Origin of the sequence: Corynebacterium sp. KPL2734 (assembly GCF_040225595.1) — a bacterium.
Classification (GTDB): Bacteria; Actinomycetota; Actinomycetes; order Mycobacteriales; family Mycobacteriaceae; genus Corynebacterium; species Corynebacterium rhinophilum.
In genome coordinates, this window is record NZ_JBEHFO010000008.1 from 21,402 (window position 1) to 36,513 (window position 15,112).

Annotated in this window: 14 protein-coding genes; 11 read left to right on the forward strand and 3 right to left on the reverse strand. The window is 59.5% G+C overall.

Annotation, left to right across the window (positions count from 1 at the left end; all coding sequences use genetic code 11):
- Positions 1-5 precede the first annotated feature (5 nt).
- The gene (locus tag ABRP88_RS06770; RefSeq protein WP_349836711.1) at positions 6-1,358 is read right to left on the reverse strand and encodes an FAD-dependent oxidoreductase; all 1,353 of its coding nucleotides are present in this window, start codon (positions 1,356-1,358) and stop codon (positions 6-8) included.
- A 307-nt stretch (positions 1,359-1,665) separates the two neighbouring features.
- Between ABRP88_RS06770 and ABRP88_RS06775 the strand changes: the two genes are divergently transcribed.
- From ABRP88_RS06775 to ABRP88_RS06790, 4 genes are read left to right on the forward strand one after another with little or no spacing between them, the layout of a single operon-like run.
- Positions 1,666-3,342, forward strand: coding sequence for a nitrite/sulfite reductase (locus ABRP88_RS06775; protein ID WP_296087734.1), 1,677 nt, complete (start codon positions 1,666-1,668; stop codon positions 3,340-3,342).
- Positions 3,339-3,590, forward strand: a complete 252-nt coding sequence (locus ABRP88_RS06780; protein ID WP_005277497.1) for a hypothetical protein — start codon at positions 3,339-3,341, stop codon at positions 3,588-3,590. Before ABRP88_RS06775 ends, ABRP88_RS06780 begins: the two co-directional genes overlap by 4 nt.
- Positions 3,591-3,599: 9 nt before the next feature.
- The gene (locus ABRP88_RS06785; protein WP_349836712.1) at positions 3,600-4,325 is read left to right on the forward strand and encodes a sirohydrochlorin chelatase; all 726 of its coding nucleotides are present in this window, start codon (positions 3,600-3,602) and stop codon (positions 4,323-4,325) included.
- Complete coding sequence (locus ABRP88_RS06790; protein WP_349836713.1) at positions 4,319-5,338, forward strand: sulfite exporter TauE/SafE family protein; 1,020 nt, start codon at positions 4,319-4,321, stop codon at positions 5,336-5,338. Before ABRP88_RS06785 ends, ABRP88_RS06790 begins: the two co-directional genes overlap by 7 nt.
- On the opposite strand, the gene cobA is transcribed toward ABRP88_RS06790, so the two are convergent.
- Positions 5,335-6,087 (reverse strand): uroporphyrinogen-III C-methyltransferase, encoded by a 753-nt coding sequence (cobA, locus tag ABRP88_RS06795; RefSeq protein ID WP_349836714.1) that lies wholly within the window; start codon positions 6,085-6,087, stop codon positions 5,335-5,337. The genes ABRP88_RS06790 and cobA overlap by 4 nt on opposite strands.
- Positions 6,088-6,128: 41 nt before the next feature.
- Here cobA and ABRP88_RS06800 point away from each other — a divergent pair, with 41 nt between their 5' ends.
- On the forward strand, positions 6,129-7,178 hold the full coding sequence (locus tag ABRP88_RS06800) for an exopolyphosphatase (protein ID WP_349836715.1): 1,050 nt from the start codon (positions 6,129-6,131) through the stop codon (positions 7,176-7,178).
- A gap of 6 nt (positions 7,179-7,184) precedes the next feature.
- Positions 7,185-8,438: a mannose-6-phosphate isomerase, class I gene (manA, locus tag ABRP88_RS06805; protein ID WP_349836716.1), complete on the forward strand. Its 1,254-nt coding sequence runs from the start codon at positions 7,185-7,187 to the stop codon at positions 8,436-8,438.
- Positions 8,439-8,558: 120 nt separating this feature from the next.
- Here the strand turns inward: manA and ABRP88_RS06810 are convergent, their stop codons facing one another.
- Positions 8,559-9,425: a hypothetical protein gene (locus tag ABRP88_RS06810; RefSeq protein ID WP_349836717.1), complete on the reverse strand. Its 867-nt coding sequence runs from the start codon at positions 9,423-9,425 to the stop codon at positions 8,559-8,561.
- A 212-nt stretch (positions 9,426-9,637) separates the two neighbouring features.
- On the opposite strand from ABRP88_RS06810, the gene ABRP88_RS06815 reads away from it, so the two are divergent.
- The 5 genes from ABRP88_RS06815 (at position 9,638) to lpqB (ending at position 15,040) form a co-directional block, all read left to right on the forward strand.
- Positions 9,638-9,991 carry a DUF4259 domain-containing protein gene (locus tag ABRP88_RS06815; protein ID WP_239269408.1) on the forward strand — a complete coding sequence of 118 codons (354 nt, stop codon included), beginning with the start codon at positions 9,638-9,640 and terminating at the stop codon, positions 9,989-9,991.
- A gap of 63 nt (positions 9,992-10,054) precedes the next feature.
- A complete protein-coding gene (locus tag ABRP88_RS06820) occupies positions 10,055-10,669 on the forward strand; it encodes a dTMP kinase (protein ID WP_349836718.1) in 615 nt (204 codons plus the stop codon).
- 3 nt (positions 10,670-10,672) lie between these two features.
- Positions 10,673-11,365 (forward strand): MtrAB system response regulator MtrA, encoded by a 693-nt coding sequence (gene mtrA / locus ABRP88_RS06825; protein WP_284770025.1) that lies wholly within the window; start codon positions 10,673-10,675, stop codon positions 11,363-11,365.
- A gap of 69 nt (positions 11,366-11,434) precedes the next feature.
- The gene (mtrB, locus tag ABRP88_RS06830; RefSeq protein ID WP_349836768.1) at positions 11,435-13,294 is read left to right on the forward strand and encodes an MtrAB system histidine kinase MtrB; all 1,860 of its coding nucleotides are present in this window, start codon (positions 11,435-11,437) and stop codon (positions 13,292-13,294) included.
- Complete coding sequence (gene lpqB, locus ABRP88_RS06835; protein WP_349836719.1) at positions 13,295-15,040, forward strand: MtrAB system accessory lipoprotein LpqB; 1,746 nt, start codon at positions 13,295-13,297, stop codon at positions 15,038-15,040.
- The last annotated feature ends 72 nt before the right edge of the window (positions 15,041-15,112 follow it).

Genomic DNA, 15,112 nt, shown 5'->3' on the forward strand with positions numbered 1-15,112 from the left:
CTGAATTACTGCGCGCGGGAGTGGGCGACCATGTCTTCCCACTCCACGTACTTCTTTCGCTCGCGGCCTTCGCGCTCGCCCAAAGCGCGCTCAGCGGCATCGAGGCGCTGCCAATCCTGCCACGTGAGGTAGTCGATGCCCTTATCTGCGAAGGCCTCGGTGATATCGCCGGCGGTGGGGGACGGTAGGGTGCCCGCGGCGGCATCATCAAGCAGCATGCCAATGGTTTCACTGGCATCGGACTTGGTATTGCCAATCAGGCCCACGGGCCCGCGTTTTACCCAGCCGGTGGTGTAGAGGCCGGGCACGATGGCGCCCTCTTCGTCGATGACGTGGCCGCCGTCATTGTTGATAACGTTTTTCTCGCTATTAAATGGCACGCCATCCACGGCGTCTGAGCGATAGCCCGTGGCAAAGTAGACCGCTTGCACTGGCCACGTGGTGAATTTACCCGTCCCGCGCACGCTGCCATCGCCGGTCAGCTCTGTGCGCTCCGTTTTAATCCCGCTGACTCGGCCGTTCTCACCGAGGATCTCCACCGGCTGCTCGAAGAGGTGGATCTGCAGCGTATGCGGGGCCTGTTTGGGATCGCGAATGGCATATTGCTCAAGAACCTGGCACACCAAATCCGTAGACTTGCTGGAAGCGCGAGCCTCTAGCGAGGCCTCGTCGTAATCAATATCTTCCGGGGAGACGACCACATTGATGTTCTCCGAATGGTCGAGCTCTTTGAGCTCTTGCGGGGTGAACTTGGCTTGGGCGGGCCCGCGGCGCCCGAAGACGCGTACGGTTTCTGCCTTATTTTGTGCCAGCGAATCGTAGACATTATCGGCGATTTCGGTCACCTTGAGTTCATCGCCCGTCTTGGCCAAGATGCGTGAGACATCCAGTCCCACATTGCCCACGCCGATGACGGCGACCTCGCTGGCGGAGAGATCCCACTCGCGCTCAAAGCGCGGATTTCCGTCATAAAAGCCCACGAACTCACCGGCGCCGTGCACTCCCTGCAGTTGTGCACCAGGGATATCGCGGTGGCGATCGCCTACGGCGCCAGTGGCGAAGATGACGGCATCGTAGTGCTGCTGGAGCTCATCAACCGTGATATCGCGTCCGATGTGCACGTTGGTAAGCAGGCGAATTTGCTCCGTATCTAAGACGCGGTGCAAAGATTTAATGATGCCTTTAATGCGTGGGTGGTCAGGGGCCACGCCGTAGCGGATGAGACCAAAGGGGGCGGGCATTTGCTCAATGAGATCGATGCGCACGTTTCCGCCGGTCTTTTTCACCAGAATGTCGGAGGCGTAAATGCCGGCGGGGCCGGCACCAATGACGGCTACGTTTAAGGGTTTGTCTGACACGGTAAATCTGCCTTTCTTGTATGCGTATTCTCCCGCGGCGATGCGAGGAGGAAATGGAGTCCTCAACAGATATGCGCAAATAGACTGGTTGGTCTATTTGCAGCAGGTGAGTACGGGATTTCTCTTAACAGAGTGAACCGTATGGTCTGTTTGCGCACAAGTGGGATAATTAGATTCTTTATTAAATACCTTTAATACGCTGGTCACAGCGCTGGCGAGAGTGAAAATAAAACAGACCGCTTTGTCTGTAATCTGTAGACGGGTAGGTTTTCCTTCAACGCTTTGAAAGGGAGGTCTACACCACATTATGGCTACCGCAACGACGACCAAACGCAAGCCACGCGCCAATAAGCCCGAGGGCCAGTGGAAAATTGACGGTAAGGAACCGTTGAATAACGATGAGGCCATCAAGCAGGACGATGGTGGTCTCTCAGCCAAGCAGCGCGTAATAGACATCTACTCTAGGCAGGGATTTTCCTCCATCCCACCGGAGGATTTAGCGCCGCGCTTTAAATGGTTGGGGCTGTATACGCAGCGCAATCAGAACTTGGGCGGGGAGATGACCGCCAAGCTGTCTAATGCAGAATTGCAAGATGAATACTTCATGATGCGCGTGCGCTTCGATGGCGGCCGCGCTGATCCGGCCAAGCTGCGCGCGGTGGGAGAAATCTCGCGCGATTATGCTCGCTCTACCGCGGACTTTACAGACCGGCAGAATATCCAGCTGCACTGGATTCAGATCGAAGACGTGCCCACCATCTGGGACAAACTCGAATCCGTGGGCCTGGGCACCTTGATGGGGTGCGGCGATGTGCCCCGCGTCATTTTGGGCTCGCCGGTCGCGGGAGTGGCTGAAGATGAGATTATCGATGCCACCCCAGCTATCGAGGAAATCAAGAATAATTACTTACCGCGCGAGGAGTTCCATAACCTTCCCCGCAAATTCAAAACCGCTATTTCCGGCAATGCGCGCCAGGACGTTACGCACGAAATTCAAGACGTTGCCTTCGTAGGCGTCAACCACCCCGAATATGGGCCCGGCTTCGATTGCTTCGTGGGCGGGGGACTGTCCACCAACCCCATGCTCTCGCAGTCATTAGGCGCGTGGGTGCCACTCGAGCGCGTGCCGGAAGTATGGGCCGGCGTGGTCAGCATCTTCCGCGACTATGGCTTCCGCCGCAACCGCAATCGCGCGCGCCTGAAGTTCTTGGTGGCTAAATGGGGCATCGAAAAGTTCCGCCAAGTGCTCGAGGAGGAGTACTTGGACAAGCCGCTGGCCGATGGCATCCCGCTCGAGGTCAATCCCGGCAGCCGCGATCACTTGGGAGTGCACAAGCAAAAGGACGGCAAATTCTACGTCGGCGTGAAACCTACCGTGGGCCATGCAACGGGCGAACAGCTCATTGCCATTGCTGATGTGGCAGAAAAGTTCGGCATCTCGCGCATCCGTACCACCCCGATGAAGGAATTGCTCTTCCTCGATGTGGAGGAAGACGATATTCCGGCGCTCTCGCGCGCGCTGGATGAAACGGGCCTGTATTCCCAGCCCACGGAGTTTCGCCGCGGCGTCATTTCCTGCACTGGTCTGGAATTTTGCAAGTTGGCGCACGTGACCACGAAGGCCCGTGCCATCGAATTGGTGGACATCCTCGAAGACACCCTGGGGGATTTGGATGTGCCCATTTCCATCGCATTAAACGGCTGCCCCAATGCCTGCGCGCGCTCCCAGGTATCCGATATCGGGCTCAAGGGCCAGATCGTCACCGATGCCGATGGCAACCGCGTCGAGGGCTTCCAAGTCCACTTGGGTGGCGCCTTAGGCCTTTCCCCTGACTGGGGCCGCAAGCTCCGCGGACACAAGGTCGTGGCCGATGAGGTCCCAGACTACGTCATACGGCTGGTCAATAAGTATAAGGAACAACGCGAAGAAGGCGAGCAGTTCCGCCACTGGGTACTGCGCGCCGAGGAGGAAGATCTGCAGTGAATTTTCGCCGTAAGCCTAACCCCAATCGCAATCACCCCACCTTTTGCCCCTACTGCGCCGGCACCGATCTCTTCCCGGATGAAGAAGACGACTTTGCCTGGAATTGCCAGGAATGCCTGCGCGTATTTTCGGTCCGCTTCCACGGACAAGACGATGCCCCCGTAGCACCGGCCCCAGCAGTCTCTTCCACCGAGGCCCTGCAGCGCTCCCTAGCCCGCCGCGGACACTCCACGGCTCCAGTGGATTAAGGATGCACCATGACCGCACTCATTACCTTGTCCCACGGCTCGCGCCACCCGGGCGCCGCCGCCGGCGTTGAACAGCTCACCCAGGCCGCTGCCGCCGCGATTCCAGACCGACCTGCTTATCGTGCGGCGCACCTGGAGTTCAATACTCCCGATCTCACCGCCGCTGCGGTCGATCTCGCTCGTTGCGGGGAGTATACGGCCGTAGTCATTCCATTGCTCTTTACGCAGGGTTACCACCAGCGCGTTGACGTTCCCCGCGTTATCGCTGCGGCCGAACAGGCTTCAGGCCTGCGCTTGGTGCAAGGTGAGTGCTTGGGCGGAGGGCGTGCCGTACGAGATGTGGGCAGGCGGGAAGCCGCTGAAGCCGAATTGGCGGCGGTGCTCGCGGCACGCGCCAGGTCTGGGGATACCCACCACGTCATCTACTCCGTTGGTTCCTCTGCTGCTGCGGCCAATGACTCCGTCCGCCGGCTTGCGGCTCAGGTATCCCGAATCACCGGCGTTCCGGCTACGGCCGCGTTTGCCACCCGCGGTGGCAGCAATGACATTCATGCATTGGCAAGAAGCACTGCGCGAATGCGGGTTATCCCGCTGTTTGTTACCGCAGGACTGCTTCTTAAACCACTGTCATCTACCCCCAGCAATGTCACCGTCGATCCCGTTCTGGGTACCGACCTAGCTGGCATCGTTGCTGCTCACTATCACATCGCCCAGGAGGTCGGTGTTCCATGCTAACCCTTATTTTAATCGCCGTGGCCGGTGCGGCCGCCCAGCTTGTTGATGGCGGCATCGGCATGGGCTTCGGCGTCACCTCAACCACCATCCTCCTCCTAGCAGGCCTGGGACCCGCCCAAGCCTCCGCCGTAGTCCACACCGCGGAACTTGGGACGACTGCAATGTCTGGTCTCAGCCACGCCCGCTTTGGCAATGTGGATTGGAAAACCGTCTTCCGGCTGGGCGTTCCGGGTTCTATCGCGGCGTTTATCGGCGCCACTGTGCTCTCCAATATCTCCACCGATGCGGCCGCTCCTATTACCGCGCTCATCTTGGTGGCCATCGGCAGCAACCTCATCTGGCGCTTTTCCCGCCCGCGCCGGGCGAAGTTTGTGCAAAAACGCAGCCATTCCACCCCATTTTTGATTGGCCTTGGTTCCGTCGGCGGATTCGTCGACTCCACCGGTGGTGGCGGCTGGGGTCCGGTGTCTACCTCGACGCTTATGGCAATTGGCCGTGAGCAGCCTCGCCGCATCGTCGGCACGGTAAATACCGCCGAATTCCTAGTCACACTGGGGGCCACCCTCGGCTTCGTCGTTGGATTGTGGCAGGATATCGTCGCCAACCTCTCCGCCGTGTTGGCCCTGCTCATCGGCGGTTCCATTGCCGCGCCGATTGCGGCATGGGTGATTTCCCGGATTGAGCCGGTCGTCCTCGGTGGTCTCGTGGGTACGGCTATCGTGGCGCTGAATATCGGCAAGGTCTTAGGCGGGCTAGAAACCTACTTCGGGCTGACGGCGCCGGGCTTCGTCTCCCCGCTGCTCATGGTCATCATCCTCGTCGTGGGCATTTCCGCCACCATACACGGCGCGCGGGCTACCCGGGCTGCTCGCGTAAGGGAACTGGAAGCCGAAAACGCCGAGACCAAGGCACATGCGGAATTTCATGCCGCAGGCTTTGCGCACAACGCGGCCGGTGCCTCCAAGGACGTGAGCATCGTGGAGGACTCCGCACCGCAGGCAGATAAGGCCTAATCCCCGGCTGAGTCGAGGCCGGCAACCTCGCCAATGACATAGACGGCGGGGGAGGAAACATTATTCTCCTCCATCGTCTGCGCAAGGTGTGCTAGTTCACAGCGAAATTCCCGCTGCGTGTTCAGGGTGCCCTCCTGGATAATCGCGCACGGTGTCGAGCCAGCGAGCCCACCGTCTTGCAATGCCCTTGCAATCGCCGGGGCATTTTTCACGCCCATGATGATGGATAAGGTCGCGCCGGACTGGGCCAGGGCGTGCCAATCCACGAGGGACTTCTCGTGCCCGGGAGGCAGGTGGCCCGATACGACGGTAAAGCCGTGAACCATGCCGCGCTGGGTGACGGGGATGCCAATGCCTGCGGGCACGGAAATGGCGGAGGTCACCCCTGGGATGACGGTAGTGGGGATTGATGCCTGGGTTAGGGCCTGTACCTCTTCAAAGCCGCGGCCGAACACGAAAGGATCGCCGCCTTTGAGCCGCGCCACCTTCCGCCCGGCTTGGGCGTGCTCGATGAGCAGCTCGTTGATCTTGTCCTGGGTGATCGACTTTTTGTAGGGCAGCTTGGAGACATCGATAAGCTCCTTTGCGGAAATATCGCAGAGCTTATCCAACTGCGGGGCAGGGCCTAGGTGATCGGTCAAGATGACCTCGGCCTCCTGTAAGGCGCGCATGCCGCGAACCGTAATCAGGTCCCAGGCGCCGGGGCCGCCACCGATAAGGGATACGGGATGAATCTGTACTGACGTCATGCCGCACCATCTTAGTGGGAGCCAGACTATGCTAGAGCGATATGGATAACGGTTTCACTGATGGTTCCGCCTATGACACCGAAACGGTGCGATTTTTTGATGTCGCCCACGAGGGCGCGCAGATTCGTCTGCTCGCCGGACAAGTGGAGCGCTGGGGTGAAATCTTAAACGGGCTCAACCCGCGCTCCCTGGTCATATTGCCCACCGACGCCATCGCCCGCGAGGCAGCGCACCTCGGAGTCGGCTTGGCCGAACCACTGCGCATTCCCTTGGTGGTGACGGAATCGCTGCCGCAGTACGTGGGCGCGCTCGATATCGTCGTAGCGGTAGGCGAGCCCGCAGAATGCGATTGGGCCTCCCGCGCGCTCATCGCGGCGAGCCAGCGTGGCGCCACCACCATTCTGGTGGGCCCGGCAAGCGGCCCCTTGGTAGAGGATTGCCCGGAAGACACCCTCATTGCCCCGTCGCTTCCCACCGCGGAGGGCTGCTCGCCGTCGCGATTTATCACGGCCCTATACGCGCTGTGCAGCATCGTGCATACCTCCCCGCATGCGGTGCGCGAGGAACTAGAGGATCTAGCCGCCGCCGTGGACCGCGAGATCGAGCAGCTTTCTCCAGAGCGCGATGATGCCATCAATCCGGGACGGCAGCTGCGCGAATACGCAGAGGGCGCGCGGATTATCCATTCTTGCGTTATCGATCCCTATGCATATGCCGAGCGTCGCGAGCGCGTGCACATCGATACCCTGGTCGCCCGCATGGCCGCGACTATCTGGGCCGTGCACGGGCTGCCCGGGACCTTCGTCGAGCCCGCTGACCTAAGTGGCGCACTCGATCGGGGTACCGAATCCAGCACGGCGTCCACGCCTGCCGATGACCTTTTCTACGATCCCTTCATCGACGGTGCCGGCGCGGATGCACCTTTGATACCCTTAAAAGTGATTTTCTGGGGGCAGGAAGAGGCGAACCTGCCCAACTCGCTTGCAGTCCGCAGCACCGACCCGGAACCGGGCCTTGGGCACCTTGCCCGCTCGCTGCAGCTTATTACGCGGAGTTTTGCCGCGACCGCCTACGAGATTTCTAAAGGATAGAAATAAATGCAATTACTGGAAGGCGCAATCCGCAACTATTCGTGGGGCTCGCGCACCCTCATCCCTGAGCTGCGGGGCGAAGAAGCCGCAGGAAAGCCGGTAGCAGAACTCTGGTTTGGCGCCCACCCCGGCGATCCTTCCACGGTGGAAGGCCAGCTTCTCAACGAGGTGATTGCGGAGGATCCAGAAGGCCAGTTGGGTACGCGAGTCTACAAAGAATACGGCGAAAAACTGCCGTTTTTGTTGAAGATTCTCGCCGCCGAAGACCCGCTATCTTTGCAGGCCCACCCCTCCAAGGAGCAGGCCGAAGAGGGTTTCTCCCGCGAAAACGAGGCGGGTATTGCCCTGCAGGCCGCAAATCGCAATTACAAGGACGATAACCACAAGCCGGAACTTATCGTGGCGCTCTCGGATTTCTACGCCATGGCCGGTTTCCGTCCCCTGGCACAAACCCGCGAGCTCTTTGCCGCCTTGGAGTGCCCAGAGCTTGAGCGTTATCTTGCCATGCTTGACGATGACCCCGCGGAATCCTCCGAATCCGCCAACCTCCGGGTGCTTTTCACCACGTGGATTACCATCCCTTCGGCCAAGCGCAAGGAGCTTATTAAGGCCATCATTGCCGCCGGCGAGCGCCTGATTTCCGCCGACCCGAAGGATTGGAAAGCGCGGGTCATGGCTACGGTGGTGGACCTGAATGACCGCTATCCTGGCGATATTGGCGTGCTTGGCGCGCTCTTGCTCAACCACATCGAGCTTGCCCCAGGTGAGGCCGTCTACCTCGACGCCGGGCAGCTCCATGCGTATGTCTCCGGACTTGGCGTAGAAATAATGGCCAATTCCGATAACGTCTTGCGCGGCGGATTGACCCCGAAATTCGTGGATGTGCCGGAGTTGGTGAAGGTCCTGACCTATGCGGCCGCCAATGAGCCGCGGGTACAGCAAAAAGATAAGCGGAACCAGGATAACGTCCATGGTTCCGAGGCTTGGTCCTATCCGGTGCCCATCGATGAATTTCTGCTTGATCGCGCCGAGTTCGGGCCCGATTCTTCTGTCGACCTCGATTATGACGGCCCCACCATCGCCTTGTGCACCGCTGGTTCCCTCAACCTTCGCAATGCCGCGGGCGAGGAATTGATCCTTTCTCCGGGCCAAGCCGCATGGCTGCCGGCCTCCGATGGTGTGGTTACCGCCCAAGCTCACGCTGTACATGAGTCAAGTCCTGAGGACCGCACGGCGCAATTATTCGTCGCCCGAGTCTAATAGGTCTTATAACTGTGCCCCCTTGCTAGAAAATCCCAGCAAGGGGGCACTTTTAGGTGTTGGCCGCATTTGGGCCGAGGCTAACTCCCTGGTACCAGTTGCGCTAGCCGCATAGAGGACTTAGCGCGCAGCGGAAGATCCCGCGGCAGAGCTTCCCGTTGCCGGGAGATCCGTGGGCTCTTGGTGTCCCGTCTGTTGCGTAGTGGCAGGCTTCCCGGTTGCTTCCGGCTCGGCGTGGGATTTATTTTTCGCCTGCGGTGCGCTAGAAGGCGCGCTCGTTCCCGCACCGTGATCCTCTGTGGTGGCATTACGAGCAGACGGGGTGCGCTGCGCGCTCCCGTTGGTATATGACTTTTGTGGGGTCTGCGTTGATGGCGACTCCGGGTTATCGGATCCGGCGGGCTCCTCCGGCTTAGGGGACTCGCTGCCCCGGTCTCCCGGACCAGGCTTCCCCTCGCCTGGGGCAGAAGATGGAGCTGGTGAGCTTGGTGCCGGAGAAGACGGTGCTAAGTTATCCGGCTTGCTGGGATTATCCGGCGCTGCCTGCATGGTGCCGGCACCGTTACCATTCTGCGGAGCCTGGCCGCCCTGGGCGGACGGGGCGTTATTAGCGGAAGCGTCTGGAGAGTAGACATTTCCGGGGCGGTACACCTTGGTAGGGCGGGTGGCCGCGTGGGGATGCGTGACGGCATTGGGCGCCAAGTATGGGTCCGTCGATTGCGGGCGCTGATGGTCCGATTCACCAGCGCCTGAATTAGACTCTGCGGAGGTGGAGTTTTCCGGCGAAGGCTTCTTATGCGTCGACGATGTCGTCGATTCTTCAGCGGAAGTATTTTTTGGTGCCACGCTAGAGGTAGGAGACTCATTCGCGGCGTTGGAATAACGGGCGCTCGGCGTGCTCATGCGCCACACGCCCACTCCCACGACGACGGCGGCGATAAGGCCGAGCACGATGAACACGTACACGCGACGTGAATCTGGCTTCATCGTGCTCTCCTTTCTTAGTTACATAGGGTGGGTAACAAGTTGATAACGAGAGTATCATGCATTGGAATTTTCGCGACAGCCTTTAGAATCCGTGAGATGTGAACAAAGCTCAAATGGGAAAGTGGATTTTCTATGCAATCCTTTTCATGCCCGATTTTTCTGCGCCGCAAAAGCGTGTATAAATGGCGCTAAACCCGTCGAAGGAGTGAGAAATGAGCAGCTGGGACGAAGAGATTTTTAGCACCGATCTCAACGTGGATTTTCTAGATGAATTGGCAAACCTCGATGAAGAAGGGGTAATCCGCGCAGTACAGGATGCCTGCGAGGTGGCTCGCAGCAAGAACGATTTAACCGAGGAAGAACAGCTCAACGCCCACGCTGCGGCCACGATCGCCGCCATTTGGGCAGGCGCGCCGTTCAGCGCCAGCGAAACCGTTGAAGACTACCCCTATATTAGGGACTTGGTGGGAACCGTTGACGATACCCTGACCGAAAATGCCCTTGAGATCCTGGATACCGTCGAAGGAGACTACGACGTGGAACCGTTTATCGAGGCACTTTCTTAAAAACCACCTCCCTCGGTGCCGCTGGCGCCGCCTAGGAGCAGAAAGGATTCTGCATATCTCACCATGCTTATAAGCATTGAAGGCATTGACGGCGCCGGAAAAAATACACTTGCGACCGCAGTGCGGGACGCCCTCCAAGTCCCAGTAAAAACCGTTTCCTTTCCGCGTTATGAGACCTCCATCCACGCGCAACTTGCGCGCGAGGCGCTCTACGGAAAGATGGGCGACCTTACGGATTCGGCCTATGCCATGGCCACGCTTTTCGCCCTCGACCGCTTTGGGGTAAAAGAGGAATTGCTGGCGGCGAAGCAAACGCGCGAGGTAGTGATTTTAGACCGCTACGTAGCCTCCAACGCTGCCTATTCCGCGGCCCGGTTGCGCGACGATAGCCTCTTCCAATGGGTCTATGACCTAGAATTTGGCACCTTGGGCCTGCCACAAGCAGACCTGCAGGTGTATGTGGATACGGCGGTGGAGGTGGCATCGGCAAGAGCGCAGTCCCGAGCCGCCAGCGATTCCACCCGCGAGCGCGACCACTATGAACGCGATGGGGGATTGCAGGAGCGTACCGCCGCCGCCTACCGGCGCCTAGTCGAGTCCGGGTGGGGCGGGCGCTGGATCGCCACCGCCGATGCGGATACTATTACGGCAGCAATAGATGACCTTGTAGGAGATTAAAACGTGGCGCCAACGATTTTGGTTGTGGATGATGATCCAGCGATCTCGGAAATGCTGACCATTGTCCTTGAATCTGAGGGACTCAATCCCGTCCCCGTCATGGATGGCAACGATGCCGTTCCTGCCTTCCGCCAGCACGAACCGGATCTCATCCTTTTGGATCTCATGCTGCCGGGCATGAATGGTGTGGATATCTGCCGCACCATCCGGCGCGAGTCCGCGGTGCCTATTGTCATGCTTACCGCTAAAACCGATACCGTGGATGTGGTCTTAGGCCTTGAATCTGGCGCGGATGACTACATCACCAAGCCCTTTAAGCCGAAAGAGCTCATCGCCCGCATTCGGGCGCGCCTGCGCCGCACTGACTCCGCGGAACCGGAAACCCTTGAGGTTGCCGATCTGGTCATCGACGTGCCGGAACACACGGTGCGTCGTACCGATGGCACCGAATTAAACCTGACCCCGTTGGAGTTCGATCTCCTGCTGGAAATGGCGCGCCACCCAGGGCAGGTGCACACCCGCGAATCGCTACTGGAATCCGTCTGGGGCTACCGCAATGCCTCCGATACTCGTTTGGTCAACGTGCACGTGCAGCGCCTGCGCGCCAAGATCGAGCACGATCCGGAGGATCCGCAGATCGTGCTGACGGTGCGCGGTGTGGGGTATAAGACCGGCAAGGCCGGTGCCGGGGAGTAAGGAATCATCAGAATTCTAGACCGCGTGCGGCGCATTCGTGACGCCATAGTAGATACGCTGCGCACCTCATTGCAGGCGCGCGTTATCGGCATGATTGTGGTCGCCTCCTCGGTGGTCATGATTATCTTGGCCTACGCCTTGGTCTCCGTGCTGACCCAGCGGTTGGTATCCCAAAAAGAAGACGTGGCGCTGCAGGAACTCGAGCGCGCCCGTACGGCGGTAGAGCAGCAAATCGATGCCACCAGTTCCGCCAACTCGGTGCAGGTGCGCATCAATTCCGCGCGCGCCTCTTTGGATCAGCTTTCTGCGCAACAAGGCGATGCGCAGGCGGTGTATGAACCCGTCATCGTGGTGGAAAACCAGGATGGATCCATTACCACCTCGCCGGAGGATTTCCCGGTGCCGGAACAAATGCGGCAGATGGTGGGCCAGGACCAGATTGCGCAGCAGTATTACCCTGTCCCGCGCGGCAATGGCGATTACTATAACGCGCTCATGGTGGGCACGCCCACTGATGCAGAGATTCCGAATTTGCAGGTTTACCTGGCCCTTTCCATGGAGTCGGAAGAATCCACGATGGCGCTTATGCGCGGGTTGCTCTCTGCTGCCGGTGTGGTGGTCGTGGTCTTGCTGGTGGGCATTGCCTGGTTGGCTACCCAGCAGGTCATTACCCCGATTAAGTCCGCGTCCCGCATTGCCCAGCGCCTAGCCGCGGGTCACCTCAAGGAGCGCATGGCCGTGGACCGGGACGATGAGATGGGCCGCCTTGCCGCTTCCTTTAATAATATGGCGGATAAATTGTCCTCCCAGATTGCACAGCTAGAGGAATACGGCGATTTGCAGCGGCAATTTACGTCCGATGTCTCCCATGAGCTGCGCACACCCATTACCACCGTGCGCATGGCCGCAGACCTCATTGAATCCGAGGCCGATAGTCTGCCCGCGGGCGCCCAGCGCGCCTCCAAGCTCATGTCCAGGGAACTGGACCGCTTCGAGGAGCTGCTGGCGGATCTGTTGGAGATTTCCCGCCACGATGCCGGCGTGGCGGACTTGTCCACCACGGCCATTGACCTGCGCTCTTGCGTGGATGCTGCCTACCGCCAGGTCGAGCACTTGGCGCAGAAGCTCGACGTGGAGGTCGTTCGCAATATGCCGGACGAGCGGATTACCATCCAGGCCGATTCGCGCCGCATCGAGCGTATTTTGCGCAACCTTTTGGCCAATGCCATCGACCATTCCGAGGGCAAACCTGTGGTGATCGATATTGCCACCACAGATAAGGCCGTCGGCGTGGCCGTTACGGACCACGGCGTGGGCCTGAAACCTGGACAAGAAGAACTAGTATTCAACCGCTTCTGGCGCGCGGATTCTTCCCGCAAGCGCCACTCCGGCGGCACCGGGCTAGGCCTTGCCATCGCCCGCGAGGATGCAGCCCTGCATGGCGGCACGCTCGATGCCTTTGGCGTATTCGGCTACGGTTCCCGCTTCCGCCTCATCATCCCGCGCGAGCCGAATACCGAGATTGGTGATGAGCCCATCTCCCGCGAGATTCCAGGTGCCCCAGGCACGGGTTCGGACTCTGGGCACGCTGCGCTTGCCGATGCCCCTGCTACCGCCGACCCCAGCGGCGCAACTGGCGCCGCGAATGCTAGTAACGCGGATATTAGTACCGAGGAAGCTGGGGAAGCGGAAGCTGATGCAACGGAGGATGGTGCAGCAGAAGATAAGGGCGGAGTGTCCGCTGGTGGGGCATCGCCAAGCAATAGCTCAGTGGTAGGTCGTGGAATTGGCATCGACGATGACTCCGCTGACGCAGCTGAGTCAGATGGTGACGGCATCCTGTGGCCCTCCGAACGCGAGCACAATCGCGGGGCCGCGTCGCCAGAGAGGCGCTCCTATAAGGCGCCAGATTTTAAGGGGGATATATAAATGAATTCGGTCGTACGCAACGGATTGTGGCGGCGGAGCACCGCAGTGGGCGCGGTGGCGGTGCTGTGCTTTGTTACCGGTTGCTCAACCTTGCCGCACGATACGAGCCCCCAGGTCGTAGGAACCTACCACAAACAGCCCGATGGCCCGGAAGAAGTCATTGCCCCAGAGGAGGGGGCAGACCCGGACCTTACCCTGCGCGATTTTTACCGCGCTGCGGCCGTTCCCACCAATGATCACGATGCGGCCCGTAGATTCCTCACGGATACCGCCCGCGGGGCGTGGGATGCCTCGGGCGATGTCATCGTGGTCGATAGCCTGGATATCGTGACCGCGTCTGATAAGAAACAAAACACAGCGGAGGATGTGCGCTCATTTAATGTGCGGGGCACCATCATTGGACGGCTTAAATCCGGTGGGGCGTATGTGCCGGAAAATGAAGGCTACGAAGCTACCATCGATATGAAAATGGTGGATGACCAGTGGCTTATTAATGGGCTGCCGACAGGATTGGTTATTGAGCGCAATGAGCTGCGCAATCATTACACCCCGCAATCGCTCTATTTTTATAAACAAACCGATGACGTCCTCGTCCCGGATCGCCGGTGGCTCTATAAAGACAGCGAAGAATCCGAGTCCACGCTGATTACCCTCTTGATGGAAGGCCCGTCCAGCAGCATCGCCCCGGCTACCCGCCGAGCAGCGGATGAAAAGGTCACCTTTGCTGGCTACGACAATGAAAACGGCTACCAATTCGAGGGCTTGTCAGATCTGGATGAAAATGACCGCACGCGTTTTGCCGCGCAATTGGTCTGGACGCTTTCCGATGCCGGGCATATCGGCCCCTTTAAGGTCAAGGCCGATGGCAGCAACTTGGTAGAAGGCATGGATACAGTCAGCGTGGATGATTTTGCTGACTATAACCCCAAGATCAATAGCAATTCCCTGTCCACGCTGTACGCATTGAACGAGGGCAACGTGCTGGAAGTTGATAGTGGGGTGGCCGAGCCGATCACTGGTGCCTTGGGCTCGAGCGGCAATGTGCAGTCAGTCGATGTCACCGAATCCGGCATGATTGCGGCGGTCAGCCGGAAGTCTAGTGGTGACTTCAAGCTGCAGATGGGCGAAATCGGCTCGGGCATGCAGGACTCGGTCGACGGCAAGACGTTGGCGCGGCCCACCTTTGAATTCAACGGGCAAGCAGCCTGGACTGTGGTCGATGGTGATCGCATCGTGCGCGTCGTGCGCTCCAAGACTACCGGGCGGATTTCGGAATCCGAGGTCGATGCCCGCAGCATTGACGAGATCGAAGGCGAAATCTCCGTTATTCGCCTCTCCCATAGCGGTGCACGCGCGGCGATGATCATTGATGGACACGTCTATATCGCCGCGGTGGCCCAATCCAGCAGCGGCGATAAGCGCATTGTTAATGCCCGCGAGGTGGGTCCAGAGGTTTCCGGATCGGCATTATCTCTGGATTGGAATAACGATGGCTCGCTCATCGTGGGTACGTCGTCTGGGCAGTCGCCGGTATGGCGCATCGAGCAGGATGGTTCTTCGGCTTCTACCATGCCGACGGGTAATATCACCGCCCCGGTAGTCGCGGTGGCGACCTCGCCGTCAAAGCTTTATATAACGGATTCCCATGCCATGTTGGAACTTCCCGCCACGGTGGTCGATGAGGTGAACTGGCGCGAGGTGCCTGGCCTGCAGGGCCGGCGTTCTTCGCCTATCGTGTCCGATTAGAAGGCGGTTGCGCTCTAGGTGGCGCCGCCGCAAAGGCCTTTCGGGGGGGATGGGGCGGTGGTGCGCAGTGAG